Source organism: Sulfolobus sp. E5-1-F (assembly GCF_009601705.1).
Lineage (GTDB): Archaea > Thermoproteota > Thermoprotei_A > Sulfolobales > Sulfolobaceae > Saccharolobus.
This window is the reverse complement of record NZ_CP045687.1, coordinates 653358-673907: the sequence shown is the minus strand read 5'-3', so window position 1 is coordinate 673907 and position 20550 is coordinate 653358. Positions and strand designations below refer to the sequence as shown.

Sequence of the window (20550 nt, the reverse complement as noted above, 5' to 3'; positions counted from 1 at the left end):
TAATTACCTTTTTATGCTGATACACTGATTATTAAACAGTGAGATAAGTGTATCCTGCGCCGTTTGACTATTATGCTCCGAGTGAACTTAAGGAAGCATTAGAACTTCTTTCTAAGTATAGTGAAGAGGCTAAGGTATTAGCTGGGGGGCAGAGCTTGATAATAGCAATGAAATTGAGAATAGTCTCTCCTAAGTACATAATTGATGTGAATAATATTCCTAATCTCTCGTATATTAATGAATCTGATGGGTATTTAAAAATAGGTGCTCTTACTAGGTATTCCGATTTAGAGTTTTCAGATTTGATAAAATCTAAGTATCCATTACTTCACGAAGCTGTTAAGCATATAGCTGATCCAATAGTTAGGAATTGGGGAACAGTTGGAGGAAATGTGTGCTATAATCACCCAGGAAATAATTTACCCGCCGTAATGCTAGCATACAACGCTGAGTTTGTAGCTACTAGTCTGTCTGGGAATAGGGTTATTAAAGCGAAGGATTTCTTTTTAGGCCCCTTCCAAACTGCACTAAGACCAGATGAGATTTTGACTGAGGTAAGAATCCCAATTCCTCAACCTAGAAACGGAGGTCATTATATAAAATTAGAGAGAAGAGTTGGAGATTTCGCTATAGTCTCTACTGCAGTTAACTTATCCTTGGACTATGATGGTACCGTTAAGGAGGCTGGGATCGCAATAGGAGGAGCTGCTAATAACCCAGTTAAGGTAACTAAGGCTGAGGAGTTGCTTAAGGGAAATAAGATAAATGATAGTCTGATTAAGGATGTTGGAAAAGTAGTTACTGAAGAGATTACACCAGTCGAAGAACCATTTGGTCCACCCGGAGAATACAAGAAGGCAATGGCTGGAGTACTAACAGTAAGGGCAATTAAATATAGTCTGAGAAGGGCATTGGGAGGTGCTTAAAATGGTTCAAAAGGTTCACGTGAAAATAATAATTAATGGAAAGCCATATGAGGCTGATGTAGAACCTAGGTTACTATTAGTACATTTTATTAGAGAGATTGCGGGACTAACTGGAACTCATATAGGATGTGACACAACGAATTGTGGTGCTTGTACGGTAATTCTTAATGGTAAAGCTGTAAAATCATGTACTATGTTCGCAGTTCAAGCTAATGGAAAAGAAGTACTAACTGTAGAGGGTTTAGCTAAAGATGGCAAATTACACCCAATACAAGAAGGATTTTGGGTTAAGCATGGATTGCAATGTGGTTATTGTACTCCCGGGATGATAATGGCTGCTTATCAATTACTTAAAAGGAATCCAAATCCTACGGAGGAAGAAATAAGATGGGGTATTTCTGGAAATTTATGCAGATGTACTGGTTATCAAAATATAGTTGAAGCCATAAAGTACGCAGCTGAGAAAATGAGAGAGGTGGATTAGGATGGAAGAAACTTTACCACCAACAGGAGTTCACGGTATGGGACATAAGATAAGACGTAAAGAGGATATCAGATTTTTAATGGGTAAAGGGACATACGTTGACGATATAAAACTACCTAATATGACGTATCTAGTTTTCGTAAGAAGTCCTTACGCCCACGCTAAAATAAAGAAAATAAATGTCGAGAAGGCTAAGTCTATACCGGGAGTTATCGATATAATTACCGGAGAAGAGCTAGATAAGGCAGGACTATCATGGATCCCAACACTAATGGGAGATAAGATGATGGTACTGCCAACAGATAAAGTAGTATTTCAAGGGCAAGAAGTAGTAGCTATAATAGCAGAGGATAGATATGTGGCAATGGATGCGGCAAATCAAGTAGAAATAGAATATGAACCGTTAGATCCAGTAGTCGATCCTAAAAAAGCATTAGAGCCTAATTCTCCTATTGTTAGGCCAGATAAGAAATCTAATTTAGTATTTAGATGGGAAGCTGGTGACAAAGAAGCAACTGATAAGGTATTTAAAGAAGCGGATGTTGTAGTAAGTCAAGACTTCTACTATCAGCGTTTACATGTAGCCTATATGGAACCAGTTGGTTCAATAGCACATTATGATCCGGTTTCTGGAAAGTTAACCCTATGGATGACCACTCAAGCTCCTCATGTGGTTAGAACGGTATTTTCACTAGTGACTAAAATTCCCGAAAATAAAATAAGGATAATATCACCAGATATAGGAGGAGGTTTTGGTGGCAAAGTCTACGTTTATCCTGGATATGTAGTATCTGCTTATGCATCAATAAAATTAGGAAGACCAGTTAAGTGGATAAATACTAGGTCCGAGGATATGAGAAGTACCGCATTTGCAAGAGACTTTCACATTCATGGTGAGTTGGCTGCTAAAAAGGATGGTACTATCTTGGGACTTAGAATTAAGGTAATAAGTGATCATGGAGCATTTTATGGTGATGCGAATCCAAGTAAATTCCCAGCAGGCTTATTTAGTATTTGTACTGGGGCATATGATATAAAGACTGCATATGTTGAGGTTACTGGAGCTTACACTAACAAACCAGCAGGTGGTATAGCATATAGATGCTCATTCAGGGTAACAGAAGCCTCCTATACCATAGAAAGATTAGTTGATATCCTAGCCCACGAGCTAGGTATGGATCCTGCAGAGTTGAGATTAAAGAACTTCATCCCTCCAGAGAAGTTTCCATATAAATCAGCACTTGGCTGGACTTACGATAGTGGAAACTACGCTTCAGCGTTAAAGAAAGCAATGGAGAAGATAGGATATTATGAGTTAAGAAAGGAGCAAGAGGAGAAGAAAAAGAAGGGAGAGCTCATGGGCATAGGAATTAGCACTTTTGTGGAAATAGTAGGAGCTGGTCCAGCTGATCTGTTTGATATAGTGGGGATTAAGATGTTTGATAGTGCTGAAATTAGAATACATCCAACCGGAAAAGTCATAGCAAGATTTGGAACACGAGCACAAGGTCAAGGGCATGAAACAACATATGCTCAAATTATCTCTGAAATACTAGGTATTCCAGTTGAAGACATAATAGTAGAAGAGGGTGATACTGATACTTGTCCCTATGGTTTAGGTACCTACGCAAGTCGTAGTACACCTACAGCAGGTGCTGCCGCAGCTGTGGCTTCTAGAAAGATATTAGATAAGGCTAAAAAAATAGCAGCTCATCTACTTGAAGCTAGAGAAGAAGATATAGTATTTGAAAAGGGTAAGTTTTACGTTAAGGGATATCCAGATAAATACAAAACTATCCAAGATGTTGCACTTGCTGCGTATACTAACCCACCTCCTAACATTGAAGCTGGACTTGAGGCAGTAACATACTATAACCCACCGAACATGACATTCCCATTTGGAGCTTATATTTGTGTAGTGGATATAGATAAGGGAACCGGACAAGTTAAGGTAAGGAAATTTGTAGCTGTTGACGACTGTGGTAATATAATAAATCCAGTGATTGTCGATGGGCAAATAATGGGAGCGCTGACAATGGGTTTTGGTACAGCTTTCATGGAGGAGATACGTTATGATGAGAACGGAAATATTTACGGTGGAAGTTTCGCTGAATACCTAATACCTACTGCAGTTGAAACACCTAAGTGGGAATTAGATAAGACTATAACGCCATCTCCCCACCATCCTTTAGGTGCTAAAGGTGTTGGAGAATCCGCTACTGTAGGATCTCCAGCGGCGTTTGTGAATGCAGTGGTTGATGCTTTATGGTATTTAGGTGTTAAACATATTGATATGCCAATATGGCCATGGAAAGTCTGGAAAGTTCTTAAAGAGAAGGGATTTGCGTCTGATGAATAATAATAGGAAAATATATTAATTAATACTTCATTCCTTTATTTTTATTAAGGTGTCATACATTATGCTTAACAGTATAGACGATTTAATCAGACTGTTAGCTGAAAACGACTATATAATTGATAGAAAGTCAGCCGTAGCAGTATATCTAGCTTTAAAATTGGAGAAGCCTCTGTTAATTGAAGGACCACCAGGTAGTGGAAAAACGGAGTTAGCTAAAGTTATAGCTAAAATATTAAACCTAGACTTAATCAGATTGCAATGCTATGAAGGCCTAGACTACTCTCACGCTCTTTATGAGTGGAATTACCCGAAACAACTATTAGAAATTAAAATGATGATGCAAGTTGATGAGAATGAAGCAAAGAAGAGAATATATAGTGAGGAATTTCTAATAGAGAGACCCCTATTAAAAGCAATAAAAAGTGATAGGAGAGTAGTTTTATTGATTGATGAAATAGATAGAGCTGATCCTGAATTTGAGGGATTTCTACTAGAATTCTTAGGAGAATTTCAAGTAACTATACCAGAGTTAGGCACCATAAGAGCTAAGCATAAACCGTTTGTGTTTATAACATCTAACAAGACTAGAGACCTTTCAGATGCACTTAAAAGAAGATGTCTTTACCTTTATCTTAATTATCCAAATGAAGAAAGAGAGTTAGAGATAGTGAGTAGAAAAGTTAGAGGAATAGATATTGAGAAAGCTAGAAAAGCCATTAAAATAGTGAACAGTCTTAGGCAAGATGGAGAAATACTGCATAAACCTGGAATAGCTGAGACTATAGATCTAGCTAATGCAATCAACTTACTTGACGTGGAATCTGAAGAGGATTTGAGGAGTTTGGTGGTAAATGTTTTACTTAAAGATGAGGAAGACATAAAGCACTTTGAGGGGATTGAAAATAGAAGAAGAGAAAACAATAATAAAGATAGCTAATATCCTCAGACGATTAGGGAGGAAAGTTGGAGTAGATGAGGTCATAGACGCAATAAATGCGCTAAAATTAATAGAAGATAGAGATTTTGAGACCATCAAAGCAATACTAAGAGCAACAATGATAAAGGATTTTGTGCCAAATGAAGATAAACAAGAAAAAAGAAGTCAAGAGATTGAAAATAGGTATTCTGTTCTGGGTAAAGTAACTGATAGTCCGTATTTAGCAAATGAGTTCTACATCTATAGTCCAGCTAAATCAAAAATTAAGACAGTTACATTCCAAATAGAAAATAACGATATAATAAAATGGAGTAAAATAGCAAAGAGACTTAAGGAGATTACGCTAAATTATGAAGGACATAGATTCAAGGTAAAGAAGAATGGAGAACTCGATATGAGAAGGACAATAAAAGACGAGATAAAATATTCGTTAGAATCACCATACCTTATTAAACACAGACGAAAAATAAATAAGTCAGATATAGTCTTATTATGCGATATATCAGGTTCAATGAAAGATTATATTAAGGAAATATTACTTCTCTCTTTCTTTATTAAAAGAGTTGCTAACAAATCTGAAATATTCTATTTTAGCACTGACGTAAAGAGAGTTACAAACTTCTTTCAAGTAGGTGGCATAAATGAAATAGATATAAAAAAAGTAATCTCTATTGTATCTTACGGAAGCGGAACGCGAATAGGAGAAGCGTTATACAATTTAAGGAAAAACCACGGCGAATTATTATTTAGAAAATGCAGTGTTATAATATTTAGCGATGGGTGGGATTTAGGTGAATTAGAGTTACTAGAAAGAGAGTTAAGAAATATAAAACATAGATGTAAATCTATAATCTGGATTAATCCTTTAATGGATAAACCTTCATATACACCGGATACGAAAAGTATCAAAATTGCTTTAAAATACGCTGATCTAATGATTTCTCCTACCATACTCCTTAAAAGAATAAAATTGGGAAAAAAAGAAAAAGTAATTTCACTTAGCTATTAGTAATACGTACTTGTTTCCCTCTTGTGATTCTTGAACGATCTTCAAACCCCTCTTCTTACTCCACAGAGTGATATCTTTCTTAGTTGCCTCATCACCCAAAATAACCTTAACAGCCTCACCATCTCTTAACTCATCAACAACACTAGACAACTCACCAATAGGTCCAGCACAAGAAGAACTCGTTAAATCAAGCTCCTTATATATCTTAAGACTACTCATCTTTTACACTCACCAATATACAATTTGCCTAGAAGTTAATAAATTCTTTATTATATTTTACAAAAACTTAAATTAATAACATTTAAAAAGTAATGTACTGTCCAATATACAAAAATCTTAGGTTGCGTAAATGTTGGTTACAAGATTGTAACTTTGTGATTCGGTGTATGACACAAAGAAGAATAGAGTTTACCAAATCATCTTCTTTTTGATAGTAGTACTTTATTTACCTCGAACATGCTTTACCTTAAACACTTTCATAAAGACGTCCTATAAGAATGATACAACTACTATAGATACATATCGTTATATCGAAACACTTTGTGTATTAGATCGTAAAAAATATGAACAGTTAATATTATGAGTTTAGAAGATAACTGCTATACATAAATATTTAATAAAGATATAAAGCTATTTAAAGTAAATTTATCTAAAACAGAGTTTAGATTACTAAATTCATTTTTAAATGGAGATTTTAGCTCTATCGTTAAAGAATGAGAGAAGTCAGAATGAGCAAAATTTCCTTCGTTTATATATCAAAATTAAATTTTTATGTATCTTTCACTATTATAGTAGACAATAAGTGATTCGAAAATGATGAATAATAGTCCTATCATTATCCCAACTAAAATGAAATACATCATAATGTTTAGGCTAGGATAGTAATTCAATATAACAAATACTGCAATAGTATCAAGTAAAATAAGTATAGCAGCAACTCTGACTAATGTAGATTTTCTCTCCATATCTTTTGCTAAGCTGTCAATTTTATTAGCTATGCTTATTAACATCAATAAATCCTCTAATTCTTTTTCTATCTTGGGAGATCTAGAGTAAAAATCCTTAATTAAATTATTCTTATTAATCTTACTAATATTCATTATAATAGAAAGTTCATTCATCAGCTCAGCGAACTCGCTCGAGGAAAGGAAGTCAACACTCTTCTGTAGAAACCTTAATGGGAACTCCACCTTTAATTTCTCTCTCAACAGTTTCACTCTTTTTCTCATAGAATTCGATATCATGAAAAGAAAATCGAAATAGCCTACTGCGAAAACACCCACTAGTATTAATTGTAAGAATTGACTCATTTCGCAAACTTAATAATACTTTTATTTTGTAGATAAAAAATATTTTCTTAAAACTTTTACGTTAACTCATATATATAGATTAAATTCTCATTATCTACCCACAATTTATTTTCTTTTGCTAAAATAGGTTTAGCTAAAATCTGTGATAATTTGAGCAGATCACCGAAATTGTTAACCCTAATTATCTTCTTTTCATGAGGTGATGGATCATTAACGCTTACTATTAGCTTCCTATATTTCTTCATAATAATATCTAAGGGTGTCTTAGAAATACTTTGTGAAAATAATAATAGGTAAACTAATATTGCCGAAGGCAGTATAATGTACATTAAGTTAAGGTAGTTTATGGGATCGTCAATCGTCTTATAGACTGGAGAGATTATGGAATTGTTAGATGCTTGAACTTGAATCATACCGTTATTATCTACTATCTCAATAAAAGGTCTGAAGGTAAAGTTAGGATATCTCGCTGTAAAATTTAAGTAGATTATAGGTGTAGTAGGAGTTAAATTGTAAGTATATGTAAAATTCTTAGCTATAGAATAGAGTTGTGAAATATTTAATGGAATGTAATTCTGAGAACTACCTTTTTCTACAGTGAAGTTAAAATTGTCAACACTTAGTAATATTGAATAGTTTTCAGATAGAGGATTAGGGTAGAAGTTTGGATAGATGTAAAGGACCATAAGTTGAGACATGGGATACTCTTCTAGGCTAATCAACTTACCATAGGATGGTTTCTCCACAACACTCGTTATAGTATTCTTAATAAAATCAACAGAAATGACATCTCCATTTATGTTTAAACTAACAACCGCTGAACCGTTGATAATTACGTTGATAGTGGGTTCTACATACACTTCTGTCTCGTTCTCCAAAATACGATATAGATTATAAATCGAGGTTATATTTATCGGTATTATCCCGTAATGCGTTAAATTCTGAGTAATCAGCTTACTATAATAAGGTGTTGTTATATATATCTTGTAATTTAGATTGGAAACGTTAAACTTTAGAAACATTATTTTCGTTAACTTTAGGAAATAGTATGTTTGGTTGTAAACCACGCTAGCGTTATTATACAAGATAGAATTTATGACATAAGCGTAGGTAGAAAGACCTAAGTAAGCAAGAGGTTTAGAGACGTTGGTATAACCTATAAATTTACTCTCACCAACAGGATAAATCTTTAATAAACCTTGAGATGTGAAAGTCATCTCACTTTTGAGTTGATAGCCAGCTAAAACAATATGAGGAACAGTACTTTCGTAATCGAAATAAGATGCTATCGCAATGAAAAGTATTAGGAGAGAAATAAGTCCAATTCTTAAATTTTTATTAATCTTTACCTTAATCACATTAGTTCACCTCAATTACCTTAACTACCTCCTCAAAACTATTTGCCTTTAAAATAACACTACTACCTTGTTGATAGGGAAAACTTACTAATTCACCTGGATATAGGACTGCAGTATAGTTTCCATAATAAACAGTTACAGTAAAGTTATAGACGTTCCTTATAATGGTGTAATTTCCATCAACAGTGATAAAAGAGTCAATTACATTAGCATTAACTGAAAAGCTTTCACTTAGTGAAAGATTCATAGAATATATAGCGAAAAGCGGAGCTAGAGTCGAAACAATGATGATAGCTACGATATAATACCACTTCATATATACAACATACTTTATATAGACATTTTAATCTAACCCTATAATTAACGTAAATTACATATAAAATGTAAGGTCTTTTTCCATATAATAATGTCAAATTTAACATTTAATCTTTTAAAATCATATTGTTAAAATAGCTGAATTAGGAGAAATATTTAAAAATGTCCATTCCTTACATAGATTTAGAACTACAATGCAACACACAACTAAAGCCCTAATAATAGGCATAGTAGCAGGAATACTACTAATATCAATGGTAGCTTCACTAACATTCCAATATACAGCTGCGAGAGATGTAAATGCAACCGTCGTAGCGGATCCATCTGCAAATATAAACTTAGTTGCAAACGATACAGCACACGGTTGGTCTTCGACAGGTATACCATTCGTAAACTATAATAGTTCTGGAGATCTACAAATAAACTTTGGTGACGTAGCAACATACGCTAACGAAACATTATTGTACGCATTTGATGTATCTAACGATTTGAACACTACTGCAACCATAACAATAACAGTGATGCCGGTTAGCGTACCATCCGGAACAAATCTATACATACTAACACCATCTGGACCATCAACTAGCTACATGTTCACTTTAGCTGCGGGACACTCACAATCAATCAGCTTAAGGCTAGCAACTGGTGGAACTCAAGGACACGCTAAGTTCCTTATAATAGTTACTGCTACTTCATAATAGCACAAAAAAGTAGGTGAGTAATATAAAGGTAATTTATTTTTTAATTCTATATTTTTATAAAATAAATTTTAAAGTAAAATAATATGCTAATAACGTGATGACCCGTGATCAAACTAATAGCAATATTTTTAGTTTCTCTCTTTCTTGTTAGTATAATATTTTCTGTAATTTCGCAAATGATATATCATCTACCATATGGTTGGAATATTGAGGCAACAAATTCTATGTATCCTTTACTGAAGCCTGGAGATCTAGTTTTTGTTTTTCCCATTATGGGAAAGCTTTCTCCTGGTGAGATAATAGCATATAAACCGCCTTTCTTAAACTATTACGTAGTTCATGAAATCATTAACGTAACCAGTAATGGATACATCGTCAAGGGAATAAATAACCCTACTTCAGATCCTTGGATCGTAAAATCCTCATGGATTAAGGGATTTGTGCCAGAAATATTTGGACAGCCCATAATTATTCCTTACGTGGGCAATTTAATAGGTCTAATAAGGGGAACAACGGGCTATATAGTAGCCATGATAGTAATTTTTGTCATATATGGTATCAGTGAAGTATATGATAGAAATCAAGTAGTTCTAACAGTTAGAAGGAGAAATAGGAGGAAAGTAGCGGATCCTAAAACTTTTGCAATAGCGTTTATAGTCCTCTCTTTCATAACATTCATGATTCTCTTTTCCCCTCATGTTATATTTACGGAGATAATGTGGAACTCAGTACCAAATGCTCCATTAATACCTAGGCAATTCAGTAATAATTTGGGAGCTGTACCTCCATATTCAACAATCCCGATAACTCTTAACGTGAATTATCATCCTTTCTTATTAAAAATACCCTTGATAATTCTACATTCACCTAGCCTCAAATTACAAAATGTATCTCTCAATCTAATCTTTCTCCTTTACACTTTCTCTCCAGGTTTACACTCTGAGGTAGTAAGTATTGAAATATTGCTTGAACTCTTACCTCCTCAAATACTTAACTTTTTATTCATACTAAATCCAATATTACCCTTAATTGCTGAAAGTGTTGAAATGAGCATAGTAGTGGGTGCGGTAGTATATATTATTATAAATAAACTTAGCTGAACTTCTCTATGAAAAGGTATTTAAGCGTGAATCGTTAATTTTTCGCATAAGCGGAAAAGTTGGTCATTACACGAATTGGTTCAGAAGGAGACTAAACTTAAGGGTTTTCCTCCAATAAAAGTGGTAGTCTTTCTGCTACATTGAAATATTCAAATTTAACAAGATGGAAAAAAGGTATTATCCCAACAAGTATATAGATAAAATTTTACGTAACTTGTATATCTAATAAGAGCATATTCGAGGAAATCCTTATATAAATACAAGCATAAATAGGTTTATGGCTCTTAAGTTTAACAAGAGAAAGAGAACACAATTTGAAATCATTTACGATATATTAAACGCGGTAGTTCATGAGCGAGTATTGAAGACTAGGCTAATCTATAAAGCCAACATAAGCTACAATATTGCAGAAAAATATTTGCCACTTGTAGAGAAATTAGGATTAATCAGAAAAGATGATAAGTTCTATTATATTACAAGTAAAGGCCTTGAATTCCATAAAATATTAGAGGAGTATAGTAAAAAGGCCGATGAGCTTAAGAAATTATTGGAAGTTTTAGAAAAGGAAATACATTAAGGATAATAAATTAATGTTATGTGCGTATATTCACATAATATGTACTAACTTGCTACATTGCGAAGATAATTTGCGTTAAGTGTTTTTGGATTTGTTGAAGTCATAGATAAACCTGTTCATTCTTCTTAATCTTCCTCTTGAAAAATGTTTTCATTCTTCAAGCTTTTGGTGCACTGTTTTGTTTTTATTTACTCCCTATGTTTCATTTCTAAACACATTCCTTTATAACTTACTAGGAGCTTATGATAAACTAACGTAAACCTTACGACTTTCTATCTAACGACTTAGCTTGATAAGAGATTCTTAACCTTTTTATTCTCTTAATAAAATAACCATAAGCAAGATGGATTAGGTTTTTATTAAAGGCATACAAAATATAATTTATGATAAGAGGAATAGATGGTGTAATTAAAGGAAGAAATACGATGGATGGTGCAGGGGTTAAACTTTACAGAGTGTTTGGTGGACCAGATACTGTGGATTTAACGGATCCCTTCCTTTTACTGGACTTCTTCGGTTCAAATAAGGTTGAGGAGTATATTAATGGATTTCCTTGGCATCCGCATAGGGGAATTGAGACAGTGACATTACTATTTGAAGGAAAGGTGGAACACCAGGATAGTTTAGGTAATAAGGGAACAATTTATCCTGGTCAAGTTCAGTGGATGACAGCAGGGAGTGGAATATTTCACCAAGAAATGCCAAAGCCCTTAGAGGGTATAGAAATCCCTAAGTACAATCAAGATCCCTTCCTAGTAAGAGGATTACAGTTATGGATAAACTTACCATCTTACAAAAAGATGACACAGCCCGTATATAGGGATGTAAAAAGTGTTCCTAAGGAGAAGTTTGACTTTGGAGAAGTATCAGTTCTTGCGGGAGAATTCGCTGGAATTGAGGGACCAGTTAAAGTGAAGAGCGATGTTGATCCATCATACATTCACGTGAAATTAAATGGAGATATGAAATTAAAGGTAAAAGAAGGATATACTGTACTCGCCTATGTGGTTGATGGTAGTGCTAGGTTCGCTCCTAATTCTCCAGAAATAGGAAAGGGAAATCTAGTGATCTTCACTAGAGAAGGAGATGAGATTAAAATTAGCGGAAACGCTAGCTTTATTGTATTATCCGGAAGGCCTCTAAATGAGCCAGTAGCTTGGTATGGACCAATAGTTATGAATACTGAAGATCAAATAGTTGAAGCATTTGAAGATTTAAGGAAGGGTACTTTCATAAGACATAGAGAGGTACTATTTGAGTAATAATATATGTAGTGTGTAATTTAATTTTATGATTTTTCTAATAATAGTTTCCTAAAAACGACGTATAATATATAACGCTTAATTTTTTCTAATGTAAGTGTAAGATTTAAGGTGCATTTATACTACACACGCTTGAAGTATTTACGATTACTTAAATCTTCTTGAAGAGAATCTATATTAGTGTTTAAGGTTTAAGGGATTTGAGGTAAATTTACGTAAAGTACTATGTATGTTCTAATTTCGTGTTTACCTAAAAGTCAAGATGAGTAATTATAAAAATTTCTAATCTGATATATTTTTACAATAATATATCGAATAAGATGACTGCATGAGAACACTCCCGGATTAACTTTCTCCAACAATTTCTTAACGAGAAGTATAAGTGCCGTGGATTTTCCAACTTGTCTAGGACCTAAAATGAAATTTAGAGAGTAAGGAAAAAGAGAGACTTTGTCAATTACATCTGGAATCCACTTTACATCTGATTCCTCGAATTTTCTATATATATCCAAGTCGTTAATCCTATCCTTTGATATCCACCAAGGGTTATAATCTTCAATCATTGTGTATTTAGACTCCACGAAGCCTTAAAAATATTGTTTACTCGAATTCCACAAAGCCTTAAAAATATAAGACGTTTTTAACTATTGAGCGTGGTCAACAATTTCGTGCATTTGAAATATTTACATTTATAATTACTACTCCCTATCCACTAAATACACTTGAGTGTAAAGAATGTTGTAGATTAGGAAGAAGGTAGAGAGCCGACTTGTGAACCTATTGAAATTCCAGGAGAAGTATAAGTTCATAGAGGAGAGCCTATGCTTCAATGTCCTTGTTCAGCGTAATCCCTCCTACCAAACCCTCTTGTGCTTAACATTAAACCAGTCAAAGGCACTATAAGCTGGTAAACCATCATGCAAGTAAATCACTCGATCAACCCTCCTAACTAGTAATCTCCTCACGTTAGCAATCAACATATGAAAAACACCCCTCAACACAACATCCCTAACAATCAAAACGTAATAATAATTACCCCTAACGCAAAAGCCTCGTCAATAGCGTTTCAAGGATACGACGTACTTAACACTACCAAGCCTCTTATAATAGTAGAGCAAGATGGAGTGTGGTAACGTAGTCCTCCAGGAGGATAAGCCAGCTAGATAACTCGCTAAGCCTAATGTTATCTCCTCCCTAACGTGAAACCTAGGCTTAAGGTTAATATGCTCTAAGCGTTAAAATAACCTGGATTAGGACGGGAATACTCCACTTGTTCATTATGTTCTCACCAATAAAAATCCCGTGCTCACCCAAAAAGGTATTACGCTAAATAAAAACAATTTACTTCTATAATAAAAGCAACTTATACAATTGATTACAAATTAATTAAATTGTTGTCCACACTCAGCAAAAATATATATCGAATCCTCCTTTAAGATAACGAAGATTAAGTATTTATCATTATATACCATGAATATAAATTATATCCTAGGTTAGCGACGCCATTAGTATCATTAAACTCCATTCCAACTTGTATCGCATCCAAATAATATGTGTTGGGGTTATATATCGAAACTCCAGCCTTTTCTAGATAGGATCCCATATTCTTCAAAACATACGCTATTGGTATTCCTATTTGGCCTTCTAGATGTCTGGGAGATAGGAAGTAAATTGATGTCCAACCATTTGCTGATCCAGTTCTAGGCAAAACATAAACTGACCACGTCAAATTCTCTATTGTACCATTTACTAATGTAGGAATTTGTAATGAGCCTACACTGACTATGTAAGGATCTCCCTTAGTTATATTCTCTTGCCAATTCATCCATATCATCACTTCGAAATCTCCATACTGTAAATATGTTATATTCGGGTTTTGAGAAAGCCAAATGTCATATGAAAAATCATCAATAGTTCCTACGTTATCATACACAGTGAAATTGAGAATGGACATGAAATTTGGCAAGTTTGAGACTATCATTGGAAGAGATAAATAAGGACTTACATTAGTTTTCCCTGCAAATGGAAACCATAACTCTTGACCATACATTAAACCTGGGTATCCATCAACAGATATGGATGGAGTTATCTTCTTTATGTTAGACATGTTAACATGAACGTTGAGATAGGGATTGAAAGTCATTGCAACTTGGCCTTGAGCAGATTTAATATTCCATAAAAATGGTGAAGCATATAAGCTAGTTCCATTACTATTTAGCAAGGCCATCCCATATCTGCTCTGACTTAAGTAGCTTCCAATCAACGTGAACCCAGATGCTAAAGTGGGAAATAGGTTAACTAAAGGGCTTTGAGTAGAAGTTGATGAAGTTTGCGGAGAAGAAGAGATTAATGTAGAAGTTTGAGAAGTAGAGAATGAAGATGAGCACAAAGTAGAAGACGTCAAACTTTGGGTAACTGATGTAGAAGTTTGCGGAATTTTCTCAAAATAGATGAACGAAGAAGCTATTATAATTAGTATACTTATCATTATAGGTATAACAAATGTTTTTTTATCCATGATATATTTTCTTGAGGAACATATTTAAAGCTATCAGTAACTATCGTCAGAATAAACATCTTAAGATTCAAAGCTGTATCTAACTCTTTATCGCCTATAAGATTGAACTTTCCCCTAATTTTTAAATGAAAGTTGTTAAAGAAAATACGACTATAAGATTCTTAGGGTTTATTTTACTATGCAGTTTAAAGAAATCTCTTACTCCAAGGCATAACTGGAGGGATAAACTTATCCTCAGGCTCAACAATAACCTCAACTAAAGAAGGAGTATTCTTTATAGCCCTCTTTAACGTATCAGATATCTCGTCATCATTGGTTATCCTATACGCAGATAATCCATACCCTTCAGCAATCTTAACGTAATCTGGACTTGAAAAATCAGTTCCAACAATGTCCTTACCCCTAGCCCTCATCTCAGCTCTTATCCAACCGTAACCCCCATTATTAAAGAGAATTATAGCCACGTTAGCATTGACTCTCCTTATAGTTTCTAGCTCACCAACAGAAAAGCCGAAACTCCCATCTCCAGATAGAGAAATAATTAAAGAGTTAGGCTTTGCAAAATAAGCACCTACAGATGCTGGAATTGAGTAGCCAAGACCACCTAAGCCATAGTTAAAAATGAAATACCTACCAGCCCTCTTGGCCTTATAGAAGGCTGCAGCGTAAATTGCTCCAACGCCGGGATCTGCTATTATTATAGCGTCTTCTGGTGATAGATTCCAAAGTTCCTTTATGAAACGTAACGGGTTTACTACTTCTCTTTTCTCCTCACTAAGCCTACCTTCGAATACACTTCTATCTAAAGTAATGTTTTTCTTGCTAATCCCTTTCTCACTCCCCTTTATTTCACTAATAATTTCCCTTAGTGTCGCTTTAGCATCGCCTATAAGGTTTATACTATCGTAATTATTCCCTGCTTCTGTCTCGCTTATGTCAATGTGAATTATGGTTTTGTCTCTTGATGGTATTGTCCAGTTATAAGTATTTGCTGAGTCCGTATTACTCCCTATGAGAATTACAAGATCTGATTTCTCTACAACACTATTCGAAAAACTCATACCTCCTCTACCGCCAACTACGCCTATTGATAATGGATGCGTTTCTGGAATACAACCCTTTCCCGTTATTGTAGTTCCTACTGGAATTCCTAGTAACTCAGCGAATTCAATTACCTCATCCCACGCCATCGAATATAATGTACCTTGACCGCAAATTATTACTGGACTTTCACTCTTCAAAATCAAATCTACAGCTTTCTTGATCATTTCACGATCCGCTAAAGGTCTTTGAGACGGATATCTTGAGAACTCCTTTTGTGCTTTAAGTTCAACGTTATCTTCTAACGTCCCTTCTAAAACGTCTCCGGGTATTCTAACGTGGACTGGTCCAGGTTTTCCGCTAGTACTTAATCTATATGCTCTTCTTATAGCGTGAGGTAATTCCTCAATTTTATATACTGTTATAGTGTCCTTAGTTATTGGTCTAAATAGAGAAGTTTGATCTAATGCGGTTAAATAATTCTCCTTCTCTCCATATAATGGTGTATCGGTAGTCAGTATAATTAGTGGTGTAGATGACTTATACGCTTCAGCAACTCCAGGAAGCATATATACTGAACCTACACTTGGGCCTTCAACCACTCCAGGTTTATAAGTTAGCTTTGCGTATGCATCGGCCATATATACTGCATTCCTTTCATCTCTAGTAAGTATGTGCTGTATATCACCTTCTTTAAGTTGATCATATAATGATATTGATGATTCACCCGGTAAACCAAATATATGCTTAACATCATACTCCTTTAAAAGGGAAAAGAGAAGACTTGAACCATTCATGAATATTAAATCGTTCTAATCGTTTAAAAATATTTAATACTTAACGCTCCATACAAAGAACATTTCATTAGGAGATTAAAGTTAAAAAGGTTCGATTTTAGATAGAATTAGACGTGAATATCTTATGTTTTTCGTACCATTCCTTAAATTTTTTATATCTCTCATCCACTGCTTTTCTCATATACTCACGTGGATCGAAATTCTCCAATCTGACTTTATTGACCGACACTAACTCTTCTATTTTTGCCTTATTAACTAATAATTCCACTGCATCCTTCCCATATATTTCCTCTAACATTAGCCTTCCTGAATCTGTCGCATACCCTATATTCCATTCTTCGTTGAAATCACTCTTTACCTCCACGTTATAGTCTGGAAATACTTTCATTAGTTTATACTTAACCTGTACCGCTACAAGATCAGCTAACGTACATCCCTTGTTTGCAGTGAAAATTAGTCTAACAAAAATTTTTTTACCTTCAATTTTTATCTCTCTTACTAACCCTAAGTCATATATATTTATTGGAATCTCTGGATCGTAAATTTGTCTTAGAATTTCCACAATTCTATCCTTCATAATCCTATTCCTCCAAGATATTCACTATGAGCCTTCTTGATTTGTTTTATAACATTGTCATATTCTCCTTTGAACACATCTCTAAATCCCTCCGTAGCCATAAATGCCTTCTCTTGCCAATCTTTCAACCAAGGTTTGATAACGTCCTTTAAGCTTGGTTCCTTACTGAATGCGTATTTGAACAGTTCTTGAGCTTGATGTCTATGCCTTAACGTATCATTATAGAACGACATATGAATGTGTCTTATCATCTCATCACCCATTTTACTGAATTGTTGAGTTAGATGTTGGAGTATTAGTTCATCTAATACGAATTTGACTGCTAAGTTAAACGCTACTAAGCCTTCTCCTACATCATATGTAGCTAACATTTTCTCCAATACTTCTCTTGCCGGCTGAAATATTGGACTCTCCTCAAATGTTTTTCTTGTTTCCTTTCCGAATCCTAAGCTTGGATATACGATATCGAGCATCTTTACTCTTTGCGAAATTCTTTGGACTCTCCTCATGTGGTCCATTCCCATGAAAATGAAAACGTTAGCTATAGAACTCGTAGGAGCCATGCTTCCTAGATACATTGATTCCATTTGTATAATATGGAATACATACCTTAATGGATCATAGACATTCTTATACAATTCTAGGACTTCCTCACTTAGGTTCCAGTCGTATTTAGTACTTACAATCTCCTCATATATCTTATCTAAATAGGTTTCATTATCATCCGCCATTGAGTTATATGTCCAATATGTCAGCTTGTATGGATCTTCGTAATCGTGCCATTCACTTCTCTCGAATAATGGTTTAATGAATGGAGAGTTGTCTCTAAAGTGTTTATACCATTTTTGGGTTATGTGATCTGTCCCTAGTTCAAATGGCCCTTTATCGTAGATGTAAGTAGGGGATCTTGGATCAGCCCAGTACGATAATGCATATGTAACTATTTGATATTCTGAGGGCTTTTTCCTTCCTAGCTTTCTTTCCAGCATCGGCCACGTTGACCAAACCTTCTTGTATCCTCTATACTCGTAATCTCTGAAAAATGGATCCCCTTCCGGACCACTCTTAAATGCCCCGAACATTTGTTTATACCTTTTATACCATTCCAAATCCTCTAATCTAGTCATAACTTTTCACCTCACAACTCTAAATACCATTTTATGTAATCCCCTCTAACAGTTATCTTTCCTGCAAACGCACTCATCCTTACCTCAACCTCTCCAGGAAATCTAACCTCTCTACCCAGCACTTCCTCTAGCGTACTCTTGTTTAAAATAAGTTCCCTTTCACCTACTATTCTTATATACGAACCCCTATCAACAACACCTTTAAAAGTATTTGGATTATCAAGCGCTAAAGCCTCAACTACACCATAGCTGAATTCGTCTTTCATCAACACAGGGCCTACCATATTCTGCGGTAATTTACTTAAATCTTTTATTTGATATTTATCTAAGATTGCTTCAAGAGTTAACTCCAAACTCATTTATCACACCCCTTTGCCTATACATACCAAACCATTTAACCTTGAATTCGGATATGGGAACAGATGGAACTTTAACAAAAATATCATTACCTTCAACTCTCACATCTAATGGAAAGAGGGAACTACCAACTGGGTTTATACTTTCACCCGTCCTCGCGTTATACTCCCATAGATGTACTGGGCATATTATTTTCTCCTCACCATCGAAAGAGTTTGGCTCTATTAAACCTAATGCATGGGCACATCTCGCATAATATGCCTTAATTTCTCCCTTTATATTTACTACTAGAATTTCATATCTATTAACCTCTACTAGCTTAGCCTCTCCTTCATAAATGTCGTCTAGTGTTAGTAATTTACGGAATTCTCCTGGATAACTCATAATTTCACGCTCTCAATTTACCCTCCCTTTCCAATCTTCTAATGATACTATATTTTTCAATCTCATCTTCAAATAGTACTGAAGGAGATCTCGGGGCTGACTTTATTGCCTCTTCAGTCTCCTTTATAATCCTAAAAATTTCATCGTTCTGATTCTCTGGCTTCCAGAACTCTTCTTTAGGAGGCCACCAAACTAACCAGAAGACATCATATGGCTTTATCACATCTCCAACTTTGGCATTAAGATCTAAGATATTACCATTAAAGTAATTTACTAACCTTAATTCTTTTCCCTTCTTTTCCCACACTAACACGTTTACTGTTAGGCTCCTTAACATTTCAACAGCCTCTTTTACTGTAATGTTTGTTGGAAGTACAGCGGGTAACCACACCGTGCCCTCTTCCGGGACAAATATAATTGGTACTGCTTCCATACTCATTTTCTTACCCCTCCGTATACTTCTTTATCCTATTAAAGAAATCTGGATCTTTCTCTTTGTACAATAGTGCATATGCACCATCGGTAGGATCAAGCCCAGCTTCACCTTCCTCTGTCTGTCCCATATTCCATATTACCTCATCCAGTAATCTTTTTGGATCCTTGTATGCCTCTTCAGTAAACTGTATCATTCCCTCAAGTACTCTCTGCGTGTAGGTCCTTCTTCCAGCATATCTTTCCGGTTCTTGTTCAAAAATCCATAAGCAAGCTGGGCTATCAAATGTATATATCTTTCCCTTATACTCTTTTAAGTAGATTCTCAAGTACTTTCCAATGGTTGGAGCTTGTATTGGTACTTGACAAACTGAACATAGATGTACTGCTGTTAATGGTAATGGTATTTGCCCATCAATTATCTTCTTTATGTATAAGTCCCAAACCCTTCCGAAAAACTTCTCCCAGGTTGGATATTTCTCATTTAACCATTTTCTTTCATCCGGTGTTGGTCCTCTAAACGCAATATTTAAGGTCCTTCTCCACGTGTATAGTCCTATAATAAAGTCATGATGCCAATAGTCTAACTCTAACTCAAACCATTTCCAATACCAAGGTAATTTTACCCCATAATCTTCTAGTAATCTCTTTAATTGTGCACCTACCCATTCTGTCATAAATTCCTTGAACGACATTATTCTAGCGTCTAGTGGAGTGAGGTAATCCATCGAAACTCCAGTTAAAGCTCCTATTAACCTATATGCTAGCCAGAATCCTTTCGCTACTAAATATTCCCCTGCTTCCTTATATGCTGGGCCTTTTTCTCTCATTCTAGCAGCAAATTCAACAGTATTTCTATAATTTTTCATTAGCCCCTCTGAAATGTTTGATAAGGCTTGCTTAACTTCTCCTTTAGTTTGGCCTAAACTTCCTTCCCTACTCATCATCATTTAATCCTTTTTATACTTTTTAAGAATTG

22 protein-coding genes and 1 pseudogene are annotated in these 20550 nt (G+C 34.8%); 9 read left to right on the top strand and 14 right to left on the bottom strand.

The window, feature by feature from the left end; genetic code table 11:
* Positions 1-47: 47 nt before the first annotated feature.
* The 5 genes from GFS03_RS03635 (at position 48) to GFS03_RS03615 (ending at position 5715) form a co-directional block, all read left to right on the top strand.
* Positions 48-926 (top strand): FAD binding domain-containing protein, encoded by an 879-nt coding sequence (locus GFS03_RS03635; RefSeq protein WP_153422561.1) that lies wholly within the window; start codon positions 48-50, stop codon positions 924-926.
* A 1-nt stretch (position 927) separates the two neighbouring features.
* Positions 928-1410: a (2Fe-2S)-binding protein gene (locus GFS03_RS03630; protein ID WP_153422560.1), complete on the top strand. Its 483-nt coding sequence runs from the start codon at positions 928-930 to the stop codon at positions 1408-1410.
* Position 1411: 1 nt separating this feature from the next.
* Positions 1412-3769: an aerobic carbon-monoxide dehydrogenase large subunit gene (locus GFS03_RS03625; protein WP_153422559.1), complete on the top strand. Its 2358-nt coding sequence runs from the start codon at positions 1412-1414 to the stop codon at positions 3767-3769.
* Positions 3770-3830: 61 nt separating this feature from the next.
* Positions 3831-4706 (top strand): AAA family ATPase, encoded by an 876-nt coding sequence (locus tag GFS03_RS03620; RefSeq protein ID WP_153422558.1) that lies wholly within the window; start codon positions 3831-3833, stop codon positions 4704-4706.
* Positions 4666-5715: a VWA domain-containing protein gene (locus GFS03_RS03615; protein ID WP_238699171.1), complete on the top strand. Its 1050-nt coding sequence runs from the start codon at positions 4666-4668 to the stop codon at positions 5713-5715. The genes GFS03_RS03620 and GFS03_RS03615 overlap by 41 nt, the downstream gene beginning before the upstream one ends.
* On the opposite strand, the gene GFS03_RS03610 is transcribed toward GFS03_RS03615, so the two are convergent.
* From GFS03_RS03610 to GFS03_RS03595, 4 genes are all read right to left on the bottom strand, one after another.
* Positions 5701-5934 carry a sulfurtransferase TusA family protein gene (locus tag GFS03_RS03610; protein ID WP_153422557.1) on the bottom strand — a complete coding sequence of 78 codons (234 nt, stop codon included), beginning with the start codon at positions 5932-5934 and terminating at the stop codon, positions 5701-5703. The genes GFS03_RS03615 and GFS03_RS03610 overlap by 15 nt on opposite strands.
* Positions 5935-6476: 542 nt before the next feature.
* Positions 6477-7025 (bottom strand): hypothetical protein, encoded by a 549-nt coding sequence (locus GFS03_RS03605; RefSeq protein WP_153422556.1) that lies wholly within the window; start codon positions 7023-7025, stop codon positions 6477-6479.
* 56 nt (positions 7026-7081) lie between these two features.
* A complete protein-coding gene (locus GFS03_RS03600) occupies positions 7082-8383 on the bottom strand; it encodes a DUF5305 family protein (protein WP_153422555.1) in 1302 nt (433 codons plus the stop codon).
* A 1-nt stretch (position 8384) separates the two neighbouring features.
* Positions 8385-8699, bottom strand: coding sequence for a hypothetical protein (locus GFS03_RS03595; protein ID WP_153422554.1), 315 nt, complete (start codon positions 8697-8699; stop codon positions 8385-8387).
* A 193-nt stretch (positions 8700-8892) separates the two neighbouring features.
* On the opposite strand from GFS03_RS03595, the gene GFS03_RS03590 reads away from it, so the two are divergent.
* The 4 genes from GFS03_RS03590 (at position 8893) to GFS03_RS03575 (ending at position 12338) form a co-directional block, all read left to right on the top strand.
* Positions 8893-9396 carry a hypothetical protein gene (locus GFS03_RS03590; protein ID WP_153422553.1) on the top strand — a complete coding sequence of 168 codons (504 nt, stop codon included), beginning with the start codon at positions 8893-8895 and terminating at the stop codon, positions 9394-9396.
* 107 nt (positions 9397-9503) lie between these two features.
* Positions 9504-10499, top strand: a complete 996-nt coding sequence (locus tag GFS03_RS03585) for a S26 family signal peptidase (RefSeq protein WP_153422552.1) — start codon at positions 9504-9506, stop codon at positions 10497-10499.
* 277 nt (positions 10500-10776) lie between these two features.
* Positions 10777-11076, top strand: coding sequence for a winged helix-turn-helix domain-containing protein (locus GFS03_RS03580; RefSeq protein WP_153422551.1), 300 nt, complete (start codon positions 10777-10779; stop codon positions 11074-11076).
* Positions 11077-11459: 383 nt separating this feature from the next.
* Positions 11460-12338, top strand: coding sequence for a pirin family protein (locus GFS03_RS03575; RefSeq protein ID WP_153422550.1), 879 nt, complete (start codon positions 11460-11462; stop codon positions 12336-12338).
* Positions 12339-12595: 257 nt separating this feature from the next.
* Here GFS03_RS03575 and GFS03_RS03570 read toward each other — a convergent pair whose 3' ends face one another.
* The 10 genes and pseudogenes from GFS03_RS03570 to GFS03_RS03525 form a co-directional block, all read right to left on the bottom strand.
* Positions 12596-12901 carry a hypothetical protein gene (locus GFS03_RS03570; protein ID WP_238699169.1) on the bottom strand — a complete coding sequence of 102 codons (306 nt, stop codon included), beginning with the start codon at positions 12899-12901 and terminating at the stop codon, positions 12596-12598.
* 94 nt (positions 12902-12995) lie between these two features.
* Positions 12996-13678: pseudogene (locus tag GFS03_RS03565) on the bottom strand (IS6 family transposase).
* 107 nt (positions 13679-13785) lie between these two features.
* Complete coding sequence (locus GFS03_RS03560) at positions 13786-14856, bottom strand: GH12 family glycosyl hydrolase domain-containing protein (RefSeq protein WP_238699168.1); 1071 nt, start codon at positions 14854-14856, stop codon at positions 13786-13788.
* Between the two features lie 185 nt (positions 14857-15041).
* A complete protein-coding gene (locus GFS03_RS03555; protein ID WP_153422549.1) occupies positions 15042-16694 on the bottom strand; it encodes a thiamine pyrophosphate-binding protein in 1653 nt (550 codons plus the stop codon).
* A 97-nt stretch (positions 16695-16791) separates the two neighbouring features.
* Positions 16792-17271 (bottom strand): metal-sulfur cluster assembly factor, encoded by a 480-nt coding sequence (locus tag GFS03_RS03550; RefSeq protein ID WP_153422548.1) that lies wholly within the window; start codon positions 17269-17271, stop codon positions 16792-16794.
* Positions 17268-18398: a toluene monooxygenase gene (locus GFS03_RS03545; protein ID WP_153422547.1), complete on the bottom strand. Its 1131-nt coding sequence runs from the start codon at positions 18396-18398 to the stop codon at positions 17268-17270. Before GFS03_RS03545 ends, GFS03_RS03550 begins: the two co-directional genes overlap by 4 nt.
* 11 nt (positions 18399-18409) lie before the next feature.
* Complete coding sequence (locus GFS03_RS03540; protein ID WP_153422546.1) at positions 18410-18757, bottom strand: MmoB/DmpM family protein; 348 nt, start codon at positions 18755-18757, stop codon at positions 18410-18412.
* Entirely contained in the window at positions 18735-19139 is a 405-nt protein-coding gene (locus tag GFS03_RS03535) for a Rieske 2Fe-2S domain-containing protein (protein ID WP_153422545.1), read from the bottom strand. Before GFS03_RS03535 ends, GFS03_RS03540 begins: the two co-directional genes overlap by 23 nt.
* Positions 19140-19143: 4 nt before the next feature.
* A complete protein-coding gene (locus tag GFS03_RS03530) occupies positions 19144-19578 on the bottom strand; it encodes a hypothetical protein (RefSeq protein WP_153422544.1) in 435 nt (144 codons plus the stop codon).
* Positions 19579-19582: 4 nt separating this feature from the next.
* The gene (locus GFS03_RS03525; protein WP_181443775.1) at positions 19583-20521 is read right to left on the bottom strand and encodes a YHS domain-containing protein; all 939 of its coding nucleotides are present in this window, start codon (positions 20519-20521) and stop codon (positions 19583-19585) included.
* Positions 20522-20550: the final 29 nt, after the last annotated feature.